The organism is Cystobacter fuscus (assembly GCF_002305875.1).
In the GTDB taxonomy this organism is placed as follows: domain Bacteria; phylum Myxococcota; class Myxococcia; order Myxococcales; family Myxococcaceae; genus Cystobacter; species Cystobacter fuscus_A.
Genome location: NZ_CP022098.1, coordinates 10,665,711 through 10,682,113, shown reverse-complemented (window position 1 = coordinate 10,682,113; position 16,403 = coordinate 10,665,711). Strand labels below are relative to the sequence as shown.

The 16,403-nt window shown below is 65.1% G+C and carries 15 protein-coding genes and 2 pseudogenes; 3 read left to right on the top strand and 14 right to left on the bottom strand.

Annotation, left to right across the window (positions count from 1 at the left end):
* Nucleotides 1-183: 183 nt before the first annotated feature.
* The 3 genes from CYFUS_RS43335 (at nt 184) to CYFUS_RS43325 (ending at nt 4,565) form a co-directional block, all read left to right on the top strand.
* Nucleotides 184-2,865, top strand: coding sequence for a GH92 family glycosyl hydrolase (locus CYFUS_RS43335; protein WP_232537138.1), 2,682 nt, complete (start codon nt 184-186; stop codon nt 2,863-2,865).
* 372 nt (nt 2,866-3,237) lie between these two features.
* On the top strand, nt 3,238-3,432 hold the full coding sequence (locus CYFUS_RS43330) for a transposase zinc-binding domain-containing protein (protein ID WP_095990552.1): 195 nt from the start codon (nt 3,238-3,240) through the stop codon (nt 3,430-3,432).
* Nucleotides 3,433-3,917: 485 nt separating this feature from the next.
* The gene (locus CYFUS_RS43325; protein ID WP_095990551.1) at nt 3,918-4,565 is read left to right on the top strand and encodes a UPF0489 family protein; all 648 of its coding nucleotides are present in this window, start codon (nt 3,918-3,920) and stop codon (nt 4,563-4,565) included.
* Here CYFUS_RS43325 and CYFUS_RS53480 read toward each other — a convergent pair.
* From CYFUS_RS53480 to CYFUS_RS43265, 14 genes and pseudogenes are all read right to left on the bottom strand, one after another.
* Complete coding sequence (locus CYFUS_RS53480; RefSeq protein WP_269770292.1) at nt 4,537-5,409, bottom strand: ISL3 family transposase; 873 nt, start codon at nt 5,407-5,409, stop codon at nt 4,537-4,539. The genes CYFUS_RS43325 and CYFUS_RS53480 overlap by 29 nt on opposite strands.
* 118 nt (nt 5,410-5,527) lie before the next feature.
* Nucleotides 5,528-5,875 (bottom strand): annotated as a pseudogene (locus CYFUS_RS54740) (hypothetical protein); the annotation flags it as partial.
* A 3-nt stretch (nt 5,876-5,878) separates the two neighbouring features.
* On the bottom strand, nt 5,879-6,199 hold the full coding sequence (locus CYFUS_RS43310) for a hypothetical protein (protein ID WP_157758984.1): 321 nt from the start codon (nt 6,197-6,199) through the stop codon (nt 5,879-5,881).
* A 632-nt stretch (nt 6,200-6,831) separates the two neighbouring features.
* On the bottom strand, nt 6,832-6,984 hold the full coding sequence (locus tag CYFUS_RS52050; RefSeq protein WP_198317013.1) for a DUF5953 family protein: 153 nt from the start codon (nt 6,982-6,984) through the stop codon (nt 6,832-6,834).
* A gap of 1 nt (nt 6,985) precedes the next feature.
* Nucleotides 6,986-7,618, bottom strand: a complete 633-nt coding sequence (locus tag CYFUS_RS43305) for an ankyrin repeat domain-containing protein (protein ID WP_095990548.1) — start codon at nt 7,616-7,618, stop codon at nt 6,986-6,988.
* A 3-nt stretch (nt 7,619-7,621) separates the two neighbouring features.
* Nucleotides 7,622-8,641 carry a hypothetical protein gene (locus CYFUS_RS43300; protein ID WP_095990547.1) on the bottom strand — a complete coding sequence of 340 codons (1,020 nt, stop codon included), beginning with the start codon at nt 8,639-8,641 and terminating at the stop codon, nt 7,622-7,624.
* Nucleotides 8,642-10,005: 1,364 nt separating this feature from the next.
* A pseudogene (locus tag CYFUS_RS51365) lies at nt 10,006-10,200 on the bottom strand (IS66 family transposase); the annotation flags it as partial.
* 104 nt (nt 10,201-10,304) lie between these two features.
* Nucleotides 10,305-10,523 carry a hypothetical protein gene (locus tag CYFUS_RS43295; RefSeq protein WP_095990546.1) on the bottom strand — a complete coding sequence of 73 codons (219 nt, stop codon included), beginning with the start codon at nt 10,521-10,523 and terminating at the stop codon, nt 10,305-10,307.
* A gap of 180 nt (nt 10,524-10,703) precedes the next feature.
* Entirely contained in the window at nt 10,704-11,399 is a 696-nt protein-coding gene (locus tag CYFUS_RS43290) for a hypothetical protein (protein ID WP_232537136.1), read from the bottom strand.
* A gap of 202 nt (nt 11,400-11,601) precedes the next feature.
* Nucleotides 11,602-12,087 (bottom strand): SMI1/KNR4 family protein, encoded by a 486-nt coding sequence (locus CYFUS_RS43285; protein WP_095992572.1) that lies wholly within the window; start codon nt 12,085-12,087, stop codon nt 11,602-11,604.
* Nucleotides 12,088-12,103: 16 nt separating this feature from the next.
* The gene (locus CYFUS_RS43280) at nt 12,104-12,574 is read right to left on the bottom strand and encodes an SMI1/KNR4 family protein (RefSeq protein ID WP_095990545.1); all 471 of its coding nucleotides are present in this window, start codon (nt 12,572-12,574) and stop codon (nt 12,104-12,106) included.
* A 2-nt stretch (nt 12,575-12,576) separates the two neighbouring features.
* Nucleotides 12,577-13,224, bottom strand: a complete 648-nt coding sequence (locus CYFUS_RS43275) for a hypothetical protein (protein WP_095990544.1) — start codon at nt 13,222-13,224, stop codon at nt 12,577-12,579.
* Between the two features lie 90 nt (nt 13,225-13,314).
* Nucleotides 13,315-14,253 (bottom strand): DUF2381 family protein, encoded by a 939-nt coding sequence (locus CYFUS_RS43270; RefSeq protein WP_095992571.1) that lies wholly within the window; start codon nt 14,251-14,253, stop codon nt 13,315-13,317.
* 114 nt (nt 14,254-14,367) lie between these two features.
* Nucleotides 14,368-16,272, bottom strand: a complete 1,905-nt coding sequence (locus tag CYFUS_RS43265; RefSeq protein ID WP_232537135.1) for a serine/threonine protein kinase — start codon at nt 16,270-16,272, stop codon at nt 14,368-14,370.
* Nucleotides 16,273-16,403: the final 131 nt, after the last annotated feature.

The window sequence follows — 16,403 nt, the reverse complement described above, 5'->3', positions numbered from 1 at the left end:
CGGGGGGCTCCTTCCCCCCGGCCCGCGTGCGGGTTGGTTTGAGCCGCCAGGGTGACGCGGTGCGTGTGGAGCATGCGCTCGCCGACGACCCGTGAACAGTTCCAGCCTCTAGGAGGAAGATCAAGGTATCCATGTTATGCCGGGATTGCTGGTCCCGACCATCACATGAAAGGCGGTGCCTTGGTGATTCCAAGCAAGAAGATGCTGGGCGTGCTCCTGCTGTGTCCGCTCTGGGCGGGGGAGGCGATGGCGCTTCCCTCGGACTACGTGAACACGCTGCGAGGGAGCAATTCCGGCGGTGGCTACTCCCGGGGGAACACGTTCCCGGCGGCGGCGGTGCCCTTCGGCTTCAATTTCTGGACGCCGATGACGGATGCGAACTCGACGAGCTGGATCTACGACTACAACCGGAGCGCGATCCAGGCCTTCACCATCAGCCACATGCCGAGCCCCTGGATGGGGGATCGGCAGACGTTCCAGGTGATGCCCCAGACGGGCTCGGTGACGGCGGACCGCGCGAGCCGGGGTGCGGCCTTCAGCCACGCCAACGAGATCGCCCGGGCGCACTACTACAGCGTGAGGTTCAACAACGGCCTCCAGACGGAGATCGCGCCCACGGACCACGGTGCGTCGTGGCGCTTCACGTTCCCGAGCACCAGTTCCTACGTGTTGTTCGACACGGTGGATGGCAAGAGTGGCTCGCTCACCGTCGATCAGGCCAATGGCGTGGTGTCTGGCTACACCGACCACTCGACGGGGTGGGGTCCCGCGCCCCGCATGTACTTCTACGCGAGGTTCAGCAAGGCGATCGCCGAGTCCCAGAAGGTGACGGGACAGCGCGCCGTGACGTCCTGGGTGCGCTTCAGCACCTCTCCGGGCGAGAAGGTGACGATGGCGATCGCCACCTCCTTCCTCAGCGTGGCCCAGGCCCAGGACAACCTGGCGCAGGAGATTGGCACCAAGAGCTTCGACACCGTCAAGCAGGAGGCGCAGAACGCCTGGAACGCGCTGCTGGGCAAGATCGAGGTGGAGGGGGCCAGCGAGGATCAGAAGACGATCCTCTACTCCAACATGTACCGGACGTTCCTGTACCCGAACTCCGCCTGGGAGAACGTGGGGGGCACGCCCCGCTACGCCTCGCCCTACGCGAGCGGCCATCCGGTGAAGACGGGCAAGGTGTACGTCAACAACGGGTTCTGGGACACGTACCGCACGACCTGGCCCTACTACTCCCTGCTCATCCCCACCCGGGCCGGCGAGATGATCGACGGGTTCGTCAATGGCTACAAGGACGGGGGGTGGGTCACCCGCTGGTCCGCGCCGGGCTACGCCAACATCATGGTGGGGACGAACTCGGACGTGATCTTCGCCGACGCCTACCTCAAGGGGGTGCGCAACTTCGACGTCGCCGCGGCGTATGACTCCATGCTGCGCAACGCGGCGACGTACAGCAGTGATCAGGCTCGGGGCCGCAAGGGAATGGATCGCTCCATCTTCCTCGGCTACACGCCGCAGGATCGCGTGGGCGAGTCGACGTCCTGGTCCCTGGAGGGCTACCTCAACGACTTCGGCATCGGCCAGCTCGCCCAGGCGCTGGGGAAGACCGAGGACGCGCAATACTTCCTCAACCGCTCCCTGAACTACGTCAACCTCTTCTCGCCCTCGGTGGGGTTCTTCCGCGGCAAGAACACCAATGGCTCGTGGCGGACCTCGGACGCGGACTTCAAGGCGAACCGGTGGGGCTGTGAGTACACCGAGGGCAATGCCTGGCATTACAGCGTGCTCGCGCCCCAGGACGGGCAGGGGCTCGCCAATCTCTACCAGGGCCGCAGCGGGCTGGCCAACAAGCTCGATGCCCTGTTCTCGGCGGCCCGGGACTACGACGTGGGCTGCTACGGCGGCGTCATCCACGAGATGAAGGAAGCCTACGACGTGAACATGGGCCAGTACGGCCACTCCAACCAGCCCGTGCACCACACGCTCTACATGTACAGCTACGCGGGGACGCCGTGGCGCATCCAGCAGCGAGTGCGGGACGTCTTGAATACCCAGTACCAGTCCGGGCTCGGCAACGGGTACGGCTACCTGGGCGACGAGGACAACGGCGAGCTGTCCGCGTGGTACCTCTTCAGCGCGATGGGCTTCTACCCGGTGAGCATGGGCCGGCCGGAGTACGCCGTGGGCGCTCCGTACTTCACGAAGATGACGGTCCACCTGGAGAACGGGAAGGACCTCGTCATCAACGCCCCGAGCGTCAGCGATACGAACCGGTACATCCAGGGCGTGTCCCTGAACGGGCAGGCGTATACCCGCAACTACCTGCCCCACTCGGCCCTCGCGAACGGCGGCACGCTGGACTTCACGATGGGCGCGTCCGCGACCAACTGGGGCTCGGGCGCGAGTGACATTCCTGCCTCGCTCACCACGGGCAGCGCCGTGGCGCAGCCGCTGGCCGATGTCGCCAAGGGGGGAAGCATTTCCGCCAGCGCGGACAACGCCGCGAGTGGCGAAGGCGCCGCCCAGGGCTTCGACGACGACTCGTTGACGAAGTGGCTCGCCTTCCAGTCCACCCCGTGGATCCGCTACCAGCTCACGGGCGCGAAGACGGTGAAGATGTACACGCTGACGTCCGCCAATGACTTCCCCGGACGGGATCCCCGGAGCTGGTCGCTCCAGGGCTCCAATGACGGCTCCACCTGGGTCACCCTGGATACGCGCACGGGGCAGGACTTCCCCTGGCGGTACCAGACCCGGGCGTTCGCCGTGAACAACAACACGGCCTACAGCCAGTACCGGTTGCAGATCAACGAGACCCACGGCGACTCGATCACCCAGTTGGCGGAGATCGAGTTGCTCGGCCGGTAGCCCGCCGCGTCAGGGCCGCGGTTGGTACTCCAGGGCCTAGGAGTACGGGACTTGAACCCGTGAATCAGGCGATGGAAAACCCTAAGCAGGACGCGCTGTTACCCGCTATCGCCTTGATTCTCCTCGGGCTCGTCATCCCGTCCCGCCCCACCCTGTGCCCTCGTGTCCCGTCCCTTTCCCCGCTGGAGGGTCACACTGGGGGCACATGCGGCCCAACAGGAGCAACCTGCTTGGAGGCAAGCGGCCTGAGTTCCCCGGTCTCCCAGGGCGCACGAGAACCCCGTGGGCGGCGGACAGTAGCGTGTGCCCTGGAACGGTGTGGCAGGGGAGGAGCGCGGGTGGGCGTACCGTCGGAGGCAGCCGGAGAGGACGGTGCTGTACGAGGCGGTGAAGGACAACCTGGCCACGCTGCTGGCGGAGGCGAGTGAGGTGGGGCGCGGCCTGCCCCGGTACGTGGAGCGGGACTTCGTCCGGTACCTGGAGTGCGGAGTGCTGGCGCACGGCTTCGCGCGGGTGCGCTGCGAGAGTTGCAAGGACGAGTTTCTCGTCGCCTTCTCGTGCAAGTGACGAGGGGTGTGTCCCTCCTGCAACGCGAAGCGAGCGCATGTGACGGCAGTGCACCGGGTGGAGTCGGTGCTGCCGCATGGCCTGCCTACCCTCCTGGCCGGTCGAGAATCACGGCCCGTCGTTTAGCGCGTGCACTCAGGGATATGCTGCCCTCAATACGGGCGGTGCATTGACCCTGTTCCGTGGGGAGAGTGCTGAACGCTATAACACTGGCCGGGTCGGCATGTGCTGGACGGCACGGAGGGAAACGGCGGTAATGTTTGCCAGATGGCTCAACGCTCTTTACGCTGGTGGTGGCGTCCTTCTTTCAGCAGTTTTCAGTCCATCCGCGGTAATCTCGGGCCCAGGTCGGCATAGCGAGTGGCTGGGCGAAGCAGAACATACGATTGATCCCACGGCCATCAGCGAAATGGAGGAGATGGTGCGTCTCCCCCAAATGCACTTGTCTACCGGCGCGACCGACGCTGACGAATAGGACGGAAAAGATGATGCACGAAGTCGACTTCAGCCAGCTCCAGCCTGACGACGAGTATCTGTCTGACCTCGGAGCGGACGTCTGGCTCATGGGTGATCACCGCTGGGCATTCCTCGTTTGGACGCGCTTCGGCCTTGAACGCGGAATCGAACGGTTTTCGCTGATCCATGCTGACCACCATTGGGATGGCATCAACGACTTCTATGAAAGAGAGGAGGCGCGAGACCGGCTTCTAGCCGCCGACCTGACGAAGATCGAGGCGATGGTTCGCAACAAAGAGCTCATCCAATTCGACTCGTTTATCGCGCCAGCCGTGATCCGAAAGCTCGTGACAGAGGTGCACTTCTTCGGGTCTTCGGTACGTCGAGTGGGCAGGACTGTCGACAAGAGGCCGTGCGCATGGGGAGGACATGGGGCTCAAGGGCGTGCGGAGCCGAGCGATGGCCATGGGATTCAAGTCCCCGCGAGAGTTCGAGGCATGAATGAGACAGGGGCACGACCTGGGGTGCCGAAAGCCGCAGCTGTGCATGACAGAGCGCCTGGCTCCGCTGCCCTACTGGCCGGGTTGCAGTCGAATCTGTCGGCGCTGCGGGGCTCGGTCCCCAGCCGCCTGCTTCTACGGCGAGGGGCTATGCCGCTACTGGCAACGGCGGAGTGAACTCCATGCCCCCGCAGCACAGCAGTATCATCGCCCTGAATGCCTTGGGATTGCGGAAGCCATAGGCGCGGCGGCTGAGGGCTCGAATCTTGTTGTTGATTCCCTCCACCACTCCGTTGCTCAGTCCCGTCTCCACGTAGGCGAGAATGCCGTCCTTGTGCCGCTGGACTGTCTTCGCCAGCTTCGCGAAGGGGGCGAGCCTGGAGTGGCTGGCCCATTGACACCACTTGTCCAGGTGCTCCGAGGCTCGCTTGGGCTGCACGTAGTCCATGCCCCGTGCCAGGCTTTCCTTGAGCAGATAGGCCCGGTAGAGCGTCTGGTTCGTCTTCTTCAACTCGCTGAGCTTCTCTCCCTGGCGCACCGTCAGGTTCCACGGATTCTTCAGCAACGCCCAGCGGCTCTGTTTGAGCGCCTTTCCCTCCTGGCTCCCCGCCTGCTCACGCACCTCTTGCCGGCGCACCGTATCCAGCGCTTCGTTCGCCAGCTTCTGCACGTGGAACCGGTCGAACACCTTGCGCACATGTGGGGCACGGTTGCCCACCGCCTTGCTGAAGGCCGCCGACAGGTCCATCGTCGCGTGCGTCAACTCCTTCGTCCTCTCCTCTCCCAGCTCGTCGAAGAAGGCGTCCAGGGTCTCTTCGTTCTTCCCCTCTCCCACCCAGACGACTCGCGAGCGCAGGTGGTCCACCACCAGGCTCACGTACTTGTGCCCGGCTTTCCAGCCCAGCTCGTCCACTCCAATGATTTGCAACCCCTCCAGGCGGCCTGGCGACAGGCGCTCCTCGACAATGCGCTCGATGATGGTGCCCACCGTGCGCCAGTTGATGCCCAGCAGCCGGCAGATGGAGGACTTGTCCAGGCGTTGCGCCTGGCCAGGCCACCAGCTCCTCGAAGGCCCGCGTGAAGCTCGAGTCGTGCGCCGCCCAGGCCACCCGCTCCACTCTCACCCCATGCTCGCGGCAGTGCACACGGCGCGGGGCGTAATGCAGCCAGAAGATGGTTTGTCCCAGCGCCAGGTGCCGCCACAACCGCCCAGGGCTCGCGTCGTAGCCGGGGGCGGGCCGGCCGCACACTCCGCAGCGAGGCTTGCGCTGGCGCGGGCGCACCTCCACCACCACTCCCTTGGCCTCCAGCCGGGCCCCTTGCACACTCAGCCCCTGGATGCGCAACACCCGCCCCAGCACCTCTCGCAGCCTTGGCCCCGCCACGCCCCGCCTCCCCCTCCAGCACCCCGGGGGCGGCACGTATTGCAACTCCGCGACCTGCTCTCTTCCCAGAGCGACAGCCTCTATCGGCTTCTCGCTCCCCATCTCTCATTGGAGACCCTCCCGTCCACGGCGGGAACGCCCATTTCGGCTACAGAAGATCCAGAAGTCCGAGCCCACGTAACGCACGACGCCCGGATTCTCCAGGAGGACGAGGATGCCGATTTCCCGTTTGGTCCTCCCGTCCATGGGGCCGGGAAGCAGTTTCAACGCGAAGAGGCGGCCCTCGCGCTCGACCTTGTACACGACGCCACGGTCCCCCGCGCCCAACCGCGTGACGACCTTGTACTCCCCGATGGCCTCGTCGGTGTCAGGATCCCTTCTTGCAACGTACACGCAGACTACCTCCTCAGTGGCGGAGCGTAGCATGACCGCCGGGATGTGGCTCGGAAGGCAGGACAGGCGGCGATGGGTGGGTCCTCCTCCGTGGCACCCGTCGATGCGCGACCGCCCCCAGTCCGCGCCAGGCACTCATTCGAGGCGGGTCCTCTTATCGGCACGGCCACAGGGCCACGAACCCGCAGCACGTGCAGCATGCCCTTGAGCCCTGCGACTCCTGTGTGGCAGCACCCGCTTTAGCGTCGCCTACGCGACGAAGAGCACGGCACATCGCAAGCAAGCAACGGCAAGCCCGACTGGAACGGATGCGGAGAAGAGGGGCCACGCCCGGGAGACCATCCACCTGCCCTCCGTGTAGCTGTTGAGCCTTGGGCGGTGAAGAGGGCACGGGGCAGGGCGCTGGGATGACCCTCTCCGGCGTGAACCGCCAGCGGAAGGCCACCACCCGACCTTCAACACCGTGAGGCCCGGCCCATGGGATCGCCCTCCTCGACTTCTCCAGCGCGGGCGATGACACGCCAGCTCGCGGCCCTCCAGCTTCGTTGACGCTGTGAACCGCTGCCCGCGCTGCTTCGTGCATTGCGGGCCCGACCAGAGCGCGTGCGCTGCGACTTGGGCAGGCCGCCTTGAGGCTTGCCGGAAGTGAAGAGGGCCACAGGGGCTCACAACAACTCCCCGCGAGCGGTGCAGGCGTCACGGAGTCTCGCGCCACCAATCTCCGGGAAGCGCGCGTAGACCCGTTTGAGCGCGTCCAGATGCGCGGGGTTGTCCAGGTCGAGCGGCGTGTCCGTGAGCCCGAGGCGCGCGACCTCCATTCTACAACGGCATGCGGTCCTTCGCTCCTCCGAGCAGTTCGAAAGCGGCGTCCCATGTCTGGGAATCAGATTCAGCACGCGGCGGCAGACGGTCGTGGGCGTGTAGGTCGTCCTCGTCCGGGGCCCTCGGGTCAGCGCCTGCGGCGAGCAGTAGCTTGATCATGGGTAGGTCCAGTCGAAGTGCCGCATGCCCGAGAGCGGTGAGCCCGGACAGCCCGCCCCAATCGTTGATGGTCCGGGCGGCCCCCGCGTACAGGAGCAGAGCCGCCATGGAAAGGCTGCCCACCTCCGCGCATGCCCGCAGCGGCATGATGCCTTCGCTGCTGCGCACATTGGGGTCGGCCCCCGCTCTCACGAGCACTTCGAGGGCTGCTACCTCTTGCTCGCAAACGGCCGTCAACAATGGGGTCTGGTCCCGCTTGGCGTCCCAAGCGTTGACGTCCGCGCCGTGCTCGATGAGCGCCTGGAGTACGTCGACCTCGCCTCCATCGTAAAGTGCGAAGATGGCCTCTTGCAGCGGACGCAGCCCCCGCTCCTCTGACTGCGGCTCGTTCGGATCGGCTCCCCCTGCCAGCAGTGCCTTGACCCGAGCTGTATCGTGCTGTTCGATCGCTGCGAAGAGTTCTTTCGACATGACTCACTTATCCGCCATTGGATGACCCAGGGCGCAATTTGTTGCTTCGAGTGGCTTCAGGTTTTTAATGCCCTGTTCAACATCGTCCATTGCTCGATCATGGCCAGGATCAGATTTTCCCCCAAAGCAGTCTCTCCGGATCTCCTCCCGTTTATCAAGAACTTTCTGCATGGCTGCAAGACGCAGCCGGCTCCTGGAGCACGGTGTCATCGGGTACCATCTTTTGTTCGACGAATTGGGCCGTCTTGGATCTAGAGGGGGGATTGCCTTGTAGAGTGCGAACTTCTGCTCACGATGTTTGTCGAGGTCGCTGTTCTTACATGTTTGATCAGGGTAACGCGCAATACGGTCATACTCCTCGACGCTGGTGTAGAACCTACCCGTCGCTGGATTTTCCGTGTTCCGCCAAGTCTTGGGTTCCCTGACGGCCATCAGCGGGGCCGAATCAAAGTCAGGCTCGGCATCCTGTAGTGCACGTTCCTCCATGAGTCGTCGCGACTCCTCCGCCACCTCCCGCAGACGGGCCTCGTACTCCCCTTGAGCGTCCACCCATTCCGGGCGACGGTCGATCTCCGGCCCGGCGGTGCTGGAGGGGTAGAGCAGCACGAGGAACACGAGCAACGGGCCCACTCGGGGAGAAACTTCAACCCACGTCCTGGCACGGCTCGCCTGTGCGAGTCCCTCCGCCCCCCTGACCACCTCGGCGGCTTGCCCGCTGGCTTTCGTGGCCTGGGAGAAGCGCTCGAAGGCTCGTTCCGCAGCGGTGAGTTTGCCCGCCAACGCTTCCCATTGACGCGGCTCCAGGTCATTGCGCGCCTGAAAGAGTAGCGCCCTGGCTTGTTCCAGGTCCGCCTTTCCTATGGGCGGCTGCTCGACGTCCGTCCGCGCGGAGACGAACTGGATGCGCGGGTGCGAGGGAGGAGCCGGGGCGAAGGTGGAGGACCGTGACAGCGAGGGCGAGGGGGGCGCGCTCGCGCAGGCGGACACCCAGAAGAGAAGTGCGAAGCACACTCGAAAGTGCATGGATACGTCCTCCAACCCATTTGGGACCTGGGGGGTCCTGGTAGAACTGTACGGAGTATGCAGGCGCGCTCTGTCAGCGACAGTTCCAGGGGCCCGAGTGCGAAGCATGGCGTGGGCCGGGACCTGTCGTGACGGGCTTGGGGCACGCATGGACTTCCCAGCACGGGCCGGAGAAGGTTGCGCCGCAGCGGCACTTCGCGGAGCGAGCGTCGTGAAGATCCAATCCCGGGGCCAGAGGAGTGCCGAAGTTTCGTGCGGAGAGCGCGCACCCGTGACGTGGAGAAGGGCGCAAACGTGAGGACGGCCATGTGAGCCGGGGCGCAGCTCCCCAGGTTCTCACCTGTCGGGGCGAGGGACGAGCCGCATGCCCCAGCAACTTGGGCCGGGAGCGGCGCCAGCGCATCGGCTGTAACGGTACGCGCAAGGGGCGCTGGCTCCAGGAACGCCGCAACCGATACTCGGGGGGAAGCCGGGGAACTGCGCAGCGGGCCGGTGACGGGCTCCAGAGACGCCGCAACGGATGGCGTCGGGGGATGGGTCGCCGGACCGGGCAACCGCGCAGCGGGGCCTTGGCACTTCATCAGCGGCTGCCGCAGTTCCAGGCGCCGAGAAGCGCGACAGGAGCACCCACTCGGCGGGTTCGTGGCAGACGCCAGGGCGCCGCAGCCCCTGCGCGTACGAGTCATGGAGAGCCTCCACCGTCCCGGATGCCAGGAGGAGGGCACGAGGAACGGCAGAAGCGGCGCGGCGTGCCCTGGACGTGGAGGATTCAAGGGGAGCGGCTCCCAGCGTTCGGAAGCTGGCGGCCAACGCGACGCCAACAAGGGCACGGCAAGGGCTGGAGGGCTCCAGGAACGCAGAAGGCCCCCCCTGGGGCTGACGGACACTGGAGGGGCGCAACGGCACAGGTAGGCCCGTGGAGCGCTTCAGGTGGGCGCCCCAGGCAGCCTCGTCACAGCGCCCCGGCAACGTCCAGTCAGTCACGGTGAGGGTTTCGGCGAGTCGGTTTCGACTACTACTTCAGCTTCGCCCCACACAAAACGGGACGCATGCTGGATGCGTTCAGGATTCGGCCTTCGGCGTGAACACATCGCCATGCGCCGCGAGTTTTTTTGGAAATTTTCCCAGCGTGTACGACCGCCGAGCAAGGTTCCGAGTGACAGCGCATCGGAAACGGGAACCAGGGGGACCCTCCCAGGGCACGGCGTGGCGAGCATGAGCCGCAGACAGCCAGGCCCCATGAGCTACGGTCAGGCGAGCGACAGCCGCACACCGCTGCCAGTGAGCCGCCCGCATTTGTCGCACTCATTTACCGGGTGAAAGCGAGGCAACGAGAAACAAACCCGCCGTACGCGTTCACCGGCTCAGGCCGGAGGTAAAGTCTGAGCGGTAGTCGAGAATGGGAGGAGGGAAGGCAATGGCAGCCCACGTCGATGTGCGTAGAGGAGGTCGGTCAGGAACTCCAGCACGTTGCGTTGTTGCAGGTCGAGTGTCGTCACGGCCGTCAGGATTCGCTCCACGAAGCGACTGCCTTCGGGCGACTGCGTCCCCAAGCTCGTCCCTCAGAAGTCCTGTGGGTCGGTCCATTCAAAGTCTTCATCTCGCCAGTCCTTGCGAGAGTTCAATCTTTCACCCAGTCTCGTGATGAGATCCTGGAGGGCCTCTACTTCTGTCCGTCCGAGCCCTGCCTCTCCATCGGGAGTGCCATTGGCATTTTTTTTACACACACATTGGCAACCGCGAGGAAGCCCCCGGAGCCTTCTTCGAGAACCTTGATCTTGTATTTGGTCCATGGAATACCGCGCATGTCGCGAATCTCGAAGACGTTGACTACCCGCGAAATGCTCGCGGCACCATGCAGGTCGATTGCCCTCCAATCCATCTGATTTCTCCCTTCTGGTTTGTCCTACCGAGACCCGAAAGATAAGATTCGCCCATCTGGAGCGAGATCAACATGCCGGCCGTTCTTGACATAGCGAATCACACCGTCGGTGGCGCCTTCAACTGGGAATTTTTGTGCGCCCTTGAGTTTCTGTGTGAATTCAAGGGCCTTCCGTAGATACTATGCGGCGTCCTTGGCATCAACCTCTGCTCCATGCTTGTTGAAATGGGCCTGGAGTGACTTTGATGGAGAGTCGTAACTCCCTTCATGCCACCGCGTATTGACCTCCTCGAGGTCATCCCCAGTCGGAGTGCCGCCACCGCTCGTGCCGCTTGAGGTCATCGCCACCGCGCCCGGCGCCAGGGCGATGGTGACGGTCTCGGCACTCACGGCGACCGTCTCTACTTCCCCCACCGCCGCGAGACGGATGCCCACCTGCGTCTCGGCTTGTACGGCCGCCTGCATCGAGCCGGGCAGCTTCGGCACCTTCGCGGCCAGCCCTGGCGCCATGTTGCCGATGGCCGCCATGGCCAGCATGGCGAATGCTCGCGCCGCGTTCCGGCCCATGAGCTTGCCGTACCGCTCGCCCGCCGCGCGCAGTTGGCTGAACGTCGTGGCCCGCTCCGCCTCGTCCATCAGCCGTTTGAAGCCCACGACGAGGCCCCAGAAGGTCTCGACACCCACGTAGGAAATCAGGGTGGCGGTCATCACCGCCGCGAGACCCTTGGAGACTGTCACGTCGGGAAGGGAGACGAGAACCATGTACGTGGTCCAGGTCCAGAGCACGGCCGCCACCATGGCGTGGGGGTCAGCCATGTCCTTGAACGCCTCCAGCATCTCGTCCAGCACCGCACCCTTGGCGAGCGCCAAAGCCAAGGCGAAACGGCCATCCCCGTTGAGGAGGGGGCTTTCCGTCAGCAGGCGCAGACAATCCCCGGGCCTGCCAGTGCGCTCGCACCAGCTGGGGGGCTGCGCGGGGGGGGCCGCACATCCCGATCCAAGGGGCAGTCCCCGCCAATTCCACCTGTCTCCTGGAGTCCCCTCCAGCCCTGGAGACATTTCGGAGACGCGCGGCGCATCAGCCGGGCGGCTCTTCCTGGCTGGTCGACTGCAAGTAGAACAGGCGTCCCTTGCTGCGCAGCGCCTTCTCCAAGAATTCCGAGAAGGAACTGGCGACTGGCTCGCAGTACTCCGGGTTCGGCCACGCCTCGTGGTAGCCATCCGTCAGGGGGTAGCAGTCGTTCTCCTGGCGAGCTACGTCCACCAATACGTAATCCCCGTCCTGTACATCACAGAGGGTGTACATCGAGGCCGGGCCCCACTTGTCATCATCTTCCCCGTAGATGGCTACCCGTGCCCGGATGATCTCGGCCAGGGAAAGGAGACGATACGGGGTGTTCGGTAGCCGCTTGAACAGTTCGGCGCCGTTGCAGTGCAGGTAGAAGGCCCGTAGGTCGGGGTCCAGCTTCCAGCCCACCCGACGCTCGAACTCTTCGATCTCCTCGGGTGTGGCGGGGGCATGCGGGAAGTGCTCGCGGGAGACTTCTTCCAGCAAGCGGCTCATGAGCGTGGCCACGGCCTCATTCCCCCAGCCAGTAGAGGCTACGCCGGGTGCGTAGCACCTGCTCCAGGAACTCCGAGAACGAGCTGGCGATCTGCGTGCAGTATTCCAGGTTGGGCCACGTTTCACGGTCTCCATCAATGAGCGGATACCGCCCGTCTACCTGTCGGCTCACGTCCACGACGACATAGTTGCTGTCGCGCACGTAGCAGAGCGCATACATCGAGGCTGGGCCACGCGAATCATCATCCTTTCCACGGATGGCCACTCGCGCCCGGACGATCTTCGACAGGGGAAAGAGTTCATAGGGCGAGTCCGGCCTCCGAATCAGAGAGGCTCCATTGCAGTGCAGGTAGAAGGCTCGCAGGTCTGGGTCCAGCTTCCAGCCCACCCGACGCTCGAACGCCTCGAGCTCCTCGGGCGTGGCGGGAGGATTTGGGAAGTGCTCGCGGGAGACTTCTTCAAGCAACCGGCTCATGGGCGTGACCATCGTCAGTTGTCCGTGTAGGGTAGAGCGGGACCTGCTGTATTCCAAGGCGTATTCCCGTCGTAACAGGCGGGGTACTCGTCATTGAATACCTTGTGAGTGTCTGGCTCGGCGGGAATGATGTTATTGGGGTCGGTCGGATCACCACCGTGCCATAGATCCCGGATGTGATGGCCCGGCCAGGAGGTGTTGCCCTCGGCAGGCCACTCTCCGAACTTCTTGCCCCACTTCTCTCGGAAGGTTTCTCGAATATTGTCCCACTTCTTGCGCTCAACCTCCTTCGCCGCCTTCGGCAGTGTGGGGTAGTTGCAGCAGCAGTGATAGATGCCGTAGCGGCTCCCGGCCCTCACGGGAACAGGCAAGACAACCAGGCGTCCCTCCCAGTCGAACTTGAAATCGGCCAGCCACATGCACCCCTTGAGCGTGTGGCCCTCGCTAGCGCACTCCCTCTGGCATCCGTTCATGAACTCCCGACGACACTGCCAGGGGCCATAGAAGAGGGTCGTCTTCATCCGTCCGCCGGGCACGTTCAACCAGGGCAGTTCCTTCTTCACGGCGGGCCTGGCCCCCGGTGAGGGCGAAGGGCCAGAACCTCCCGTTCCCTGGGTTGTCGCGCATCCGGTGAGAAACACCACCGCTTCGGCCAGCTTCATGGAAATTCCCCGTGGGGATGGCCACCCCCTGGGTGGGTTGCCAATCCGAGAAACACCCAGTGAGTCTGACATACTCAGGAGCGCCAGGAATCACGGGAAGGTCACGTTGCCGAGGGTGATGAGACGCTTCCCACTCTGGTCCCACAGCTTCAAGGTGAAAGGGCCTTGGGCTTCCCGGGCCGTCAGCTCCCACTCCATCACGACCTCCGCCTCCTCTGCGCCCGGCAGGATGGGCGAGGGCTGCCAACTCACCTTCATCGACTTGGGCTCCTGGCCCTTGCCCACCAGCGCCGCCCCCTGGAGCGCCCAGGGCTGCGTGCCCAGGTTCACCAGATACATGGCCACGGCCACCCGCACCACGCCCGCCTGACGAGTGGTGACGCGATAGGTGTAGACATGGCGAATACCGAGAGCGTTGCTCGCGGGCTGGGTGACATCTTTCGTTATGTGCTTGGCCTTCACGCCCGTGTCGTCCACCGTCATCAACCCGCTGGCGATCAGCCCCGCGAGACCACCCGGTCCCTTCTCCATCCGCAGGCGTTCAAGCTCCTGGCCGAGTTGCTGGGACTTCTTGCGCTCCCCCTGGATTTCCTTCTGGTAGTCCTCCACGGTGCGCTTGTGGCGGAACACGTTCACCTGCCGTGTCCCGAGTGCGGGGTGTCCTACCAGAATGAAGGTGGCGCTCGTTGGAGCCGCCCCGTCCGCGAAGCGCACCACCACCTTGAACCGCTCCCCGGCCTGGAGAGCCGCCGGAGGATGGAGGGTGAAGCTCCGCGTCCCTGGGGCCACGTCCTCGAAACGCTCGCGCTCTTGCAACTCCAGCGAGCCCGGCACCAGCGGCGAATCGAAGCGGAAGGTGATGGGCAGCTCCGGGCTGATGCACACCTCCTCCACCTTCCCGGTGGGCTCCGCTGGTAGCTCCACGCGAGACGGGGATGCCTCACAGTCCGGGAGAAGCGGTTGGGCGGTGGCGCTGGCCCCCGCGAGGAGCACCAGCGCCAGGAGGGCGGCGGGGGACGAGGCGAACACGAACGGGAACCTCACGAGGCGGGACGAGACCGGAGACGTGGCCTCTACCACACCTCCCCCCCTGGTAGTGTGGGGGCCGTATCGGGCTCGCGGCCCGCCAATCGCTGGGCCGGTTCACTCGAAGCGATCCACCGCCTTCAGGTCTTGGATGGAGAAAATCAGGACATTGTCCGGCGTACTCTCTGAATCCATCTCGGTACCGGGACCGGGCTTTTCGTACCCACCGCCTCGCTTGACCGTATGCTCCCCGGTGATGATTTGCATGCAGACCTTGTAGGTGTCCCCCATGGGAGTTCGGGCCTCGGTGAACCGGCCATAGACGCGACCTTCCCCAAAGTAGAAGCGTCCGTGGAGGATGGTCTCCACCGGCAATTTTCCCCGCGTTTGGGCGGTCTTCACCGAAGTGAGTCCCTCGCGCACGGAGACGAACTTGGGCTGGAGACCGACGTGGGGGAGAACGTCAACGTCAACCTTTTCCCCAATGCCGATGCCGAGCGTTTTCATGGTCTCGACGGCACCCTCCGGGCACGCCTCGGCTTCGGGGGAGGGACGCACCTGTGCACCGGGGCACGCCGTGTTGGCGGCAGCGGCGGCACCGACACACCACGTGGCCACGGTTGAGAGGGGCCCCTTCTTCTTCTTCTTCTTCTTGTCCCCCGGGGGGCTGGGGGCCTGCTGCTTCTTCAAGGCGTCGTCCTTGGGTCGCGTCACCAGCGAGGCGACGACCGCAGGGGTTGCCTTCGCCGGGGGCGGAGCTGCGGCCCGCTCAATTTCCGGCGGCGGCCACGGGGGCGCCACTTCCTGACCGAGAAGTGCTTTCCACGTTGGGGAGGGGGCGGAGGACTCCATGGGTGGGGACTCGGGCTGCCACCGCCGCGCGAGCCACCCCCCGGCAAGGGCCACGCCCACCAGCACGGCCATCCACACCGCCGCACGCCGAAGCGCCTGGAGCGCCAGGGCCTGCACGGGCACGTGCGCCACCGAGGCCGGAGTCGGTGTCGCCGGGGTGGGCTCCACGGGGGGCACGGCGGCCTCGGGCGTCTTGCGCGCCGCGGCTGCCCGGCGGCCTCGCCTCGGTCCACGGGGGCCGTCATGCAGGGGCACCTGCCAGGTCGCATCCGCACGGGCCTGCAAGAGCGTCAGCTCCTTCACCAACTCCAGGACGCTCGGGTAGCGCTTCTCCGGCGTCTTCTCCAGCAGCTTCATGCACACGTCACTCACCACCAGCGGCACGTTGGGGTTGACGATGTGCGGCGGCAGGGGCTCCTGGTGGATGACGGCCTGCACCGAGGCCTCGTCATCCCACGCCACCTCGAAGGGAAAACGACGGGTGAGCAGCCGGTAGAGCACCACGCCCAGGGCGTATTGGTCGTCCGCCTTCCCGGGCCGGTAGGTGACTCGCCGGTCGTTCCAGTGCTCCAGGCCGAAGCGCCACGCCTCCGGGCTGCGGTAGTTGGGCGTCCCCGGGGGGAACAGGCCCTCGGTGAGGGTGGTCTGCCCCTCACGCCTGGCGGCCCCGAAGTCCAACAGCACCGGCTCCCCATCCTCGTCGCGCACGACGATGTTGGCCTCCTTCACGTCCCGGTGGACGACCTGCCTGTCATGCACCACGGCCAGCCCCCGTGACACCCCCATCACCTTGCCCACCACGGCCCACGTATCGGGATTCTCTTCCCAGGCCCACACGTCGAGCGGGCGGCCCTCGACGTAAATCATCTTCAAGCAGAAGAACTCGGGCAGCACGGGCGGCCAGTAGCTGAAGCCCACCTGCTGCACGAGGTTCTTGTGCTGGAAGGGCATGGCGAGGATGCCCTCGCGCTCGGCCCACTGCTTGGCCCGGTAGAGCGGGACGAACTTGAGGGCGAACAGCAGCCCGGTCAGTTTGTCCCGTGCCCGGTACACGGTGCCGTAGCCCCCACGCTCCACCAGCTCCTCGATGATAGCCCCGTTGACGTTCGTGCCGGGCGGCAGGTCCGGTGTGTCCCGCTCGTTCATGGCGCCGCACGCTAGCAGCTCCACGGGGCGGATACCTACCTGGTGAGACTCCCTCGCGGGGCCAACTTCTCGGACAGGGTGGCAACTGAAGCACCCCCCGGTCTGCGTGAGGAGCACGAACGAACAACTCGAGTCGCTCCCGGTCTGGTCCGTCG

What these genes read in the sequence shown, in the direction of transcription:
- CYFUS_RS43285 (WP_095992572.1), bottom strand. Translation starts at nt 12,087, where the DNA reads ATGAGCCGCTTGCTGGAAGAAGTCTCCCGCGAGCACTTCCCGCATGCC.
- CYFUS_RS43325 (WP_095990551.1), top strand. Translation starts at nt 3,918, where the DNA reads ATGATGCACGAAGTCGACTTCAGCCAGCTCCAGCCTGACGACGAGTAT.
- CYFUS_RS43295 (WP_095990546.1), bottom strand. Translation starts at nt 10,523, where the DNA reads ATGGATTGGAGGGCAATCGACCTGCATGGTGCCGCGAGCATTTCGCGG.
- CYFUS_RS43305 (WP_095990548.1), bottom strand. Translation starts at nt 7,618, where the DNA reads ATGTCGAAAGAACTCTTCGCAGCGATCGAACAGCACGATACAGCTCGG.
- CYFUS_RS43275 (WP_095990544.1), bottom strand. Translation starts at nt 13,224, where the DNA reads ATGAAGCTGGCCGAAGCGGTGGTGTTTCTCACCGGATGCGCGACAACC.
- CYFUS_RS52050 (WP_198317013.1), bottom strand. Translation starts at nt 6,984, where the DNA reads ATGGAGGTCGCGCGCCTCGGGCTCACGGACACGCCGCTCGACCTGGAC.
- CYFUS_RS43280 (WP_095990545.1), bottom strand. Translation starts at nt 12,574, where the DNA reads ATGGTCACGCCCATGAGCCGGTTGCTTGAAGAAGTCTCCCGCGAGCAC.
- CYFUS_RS43310 (WP_157758984.1), bottom strand. Translation starts at nt 6,199, where the DNA reads ATGCTACGCTCCGCCACTGAGGAGGTAGTCTGCGTGTACGTTGCAAGA.
- CYFUS_RS43300 (WP_095990547.1), bottom strand. Translation starts at nt 8,641, where the DNA reads ATGCACTTTCGAGTGTGCTTCGCACTTCTCTTCTGGGTGTCCGCCTGC.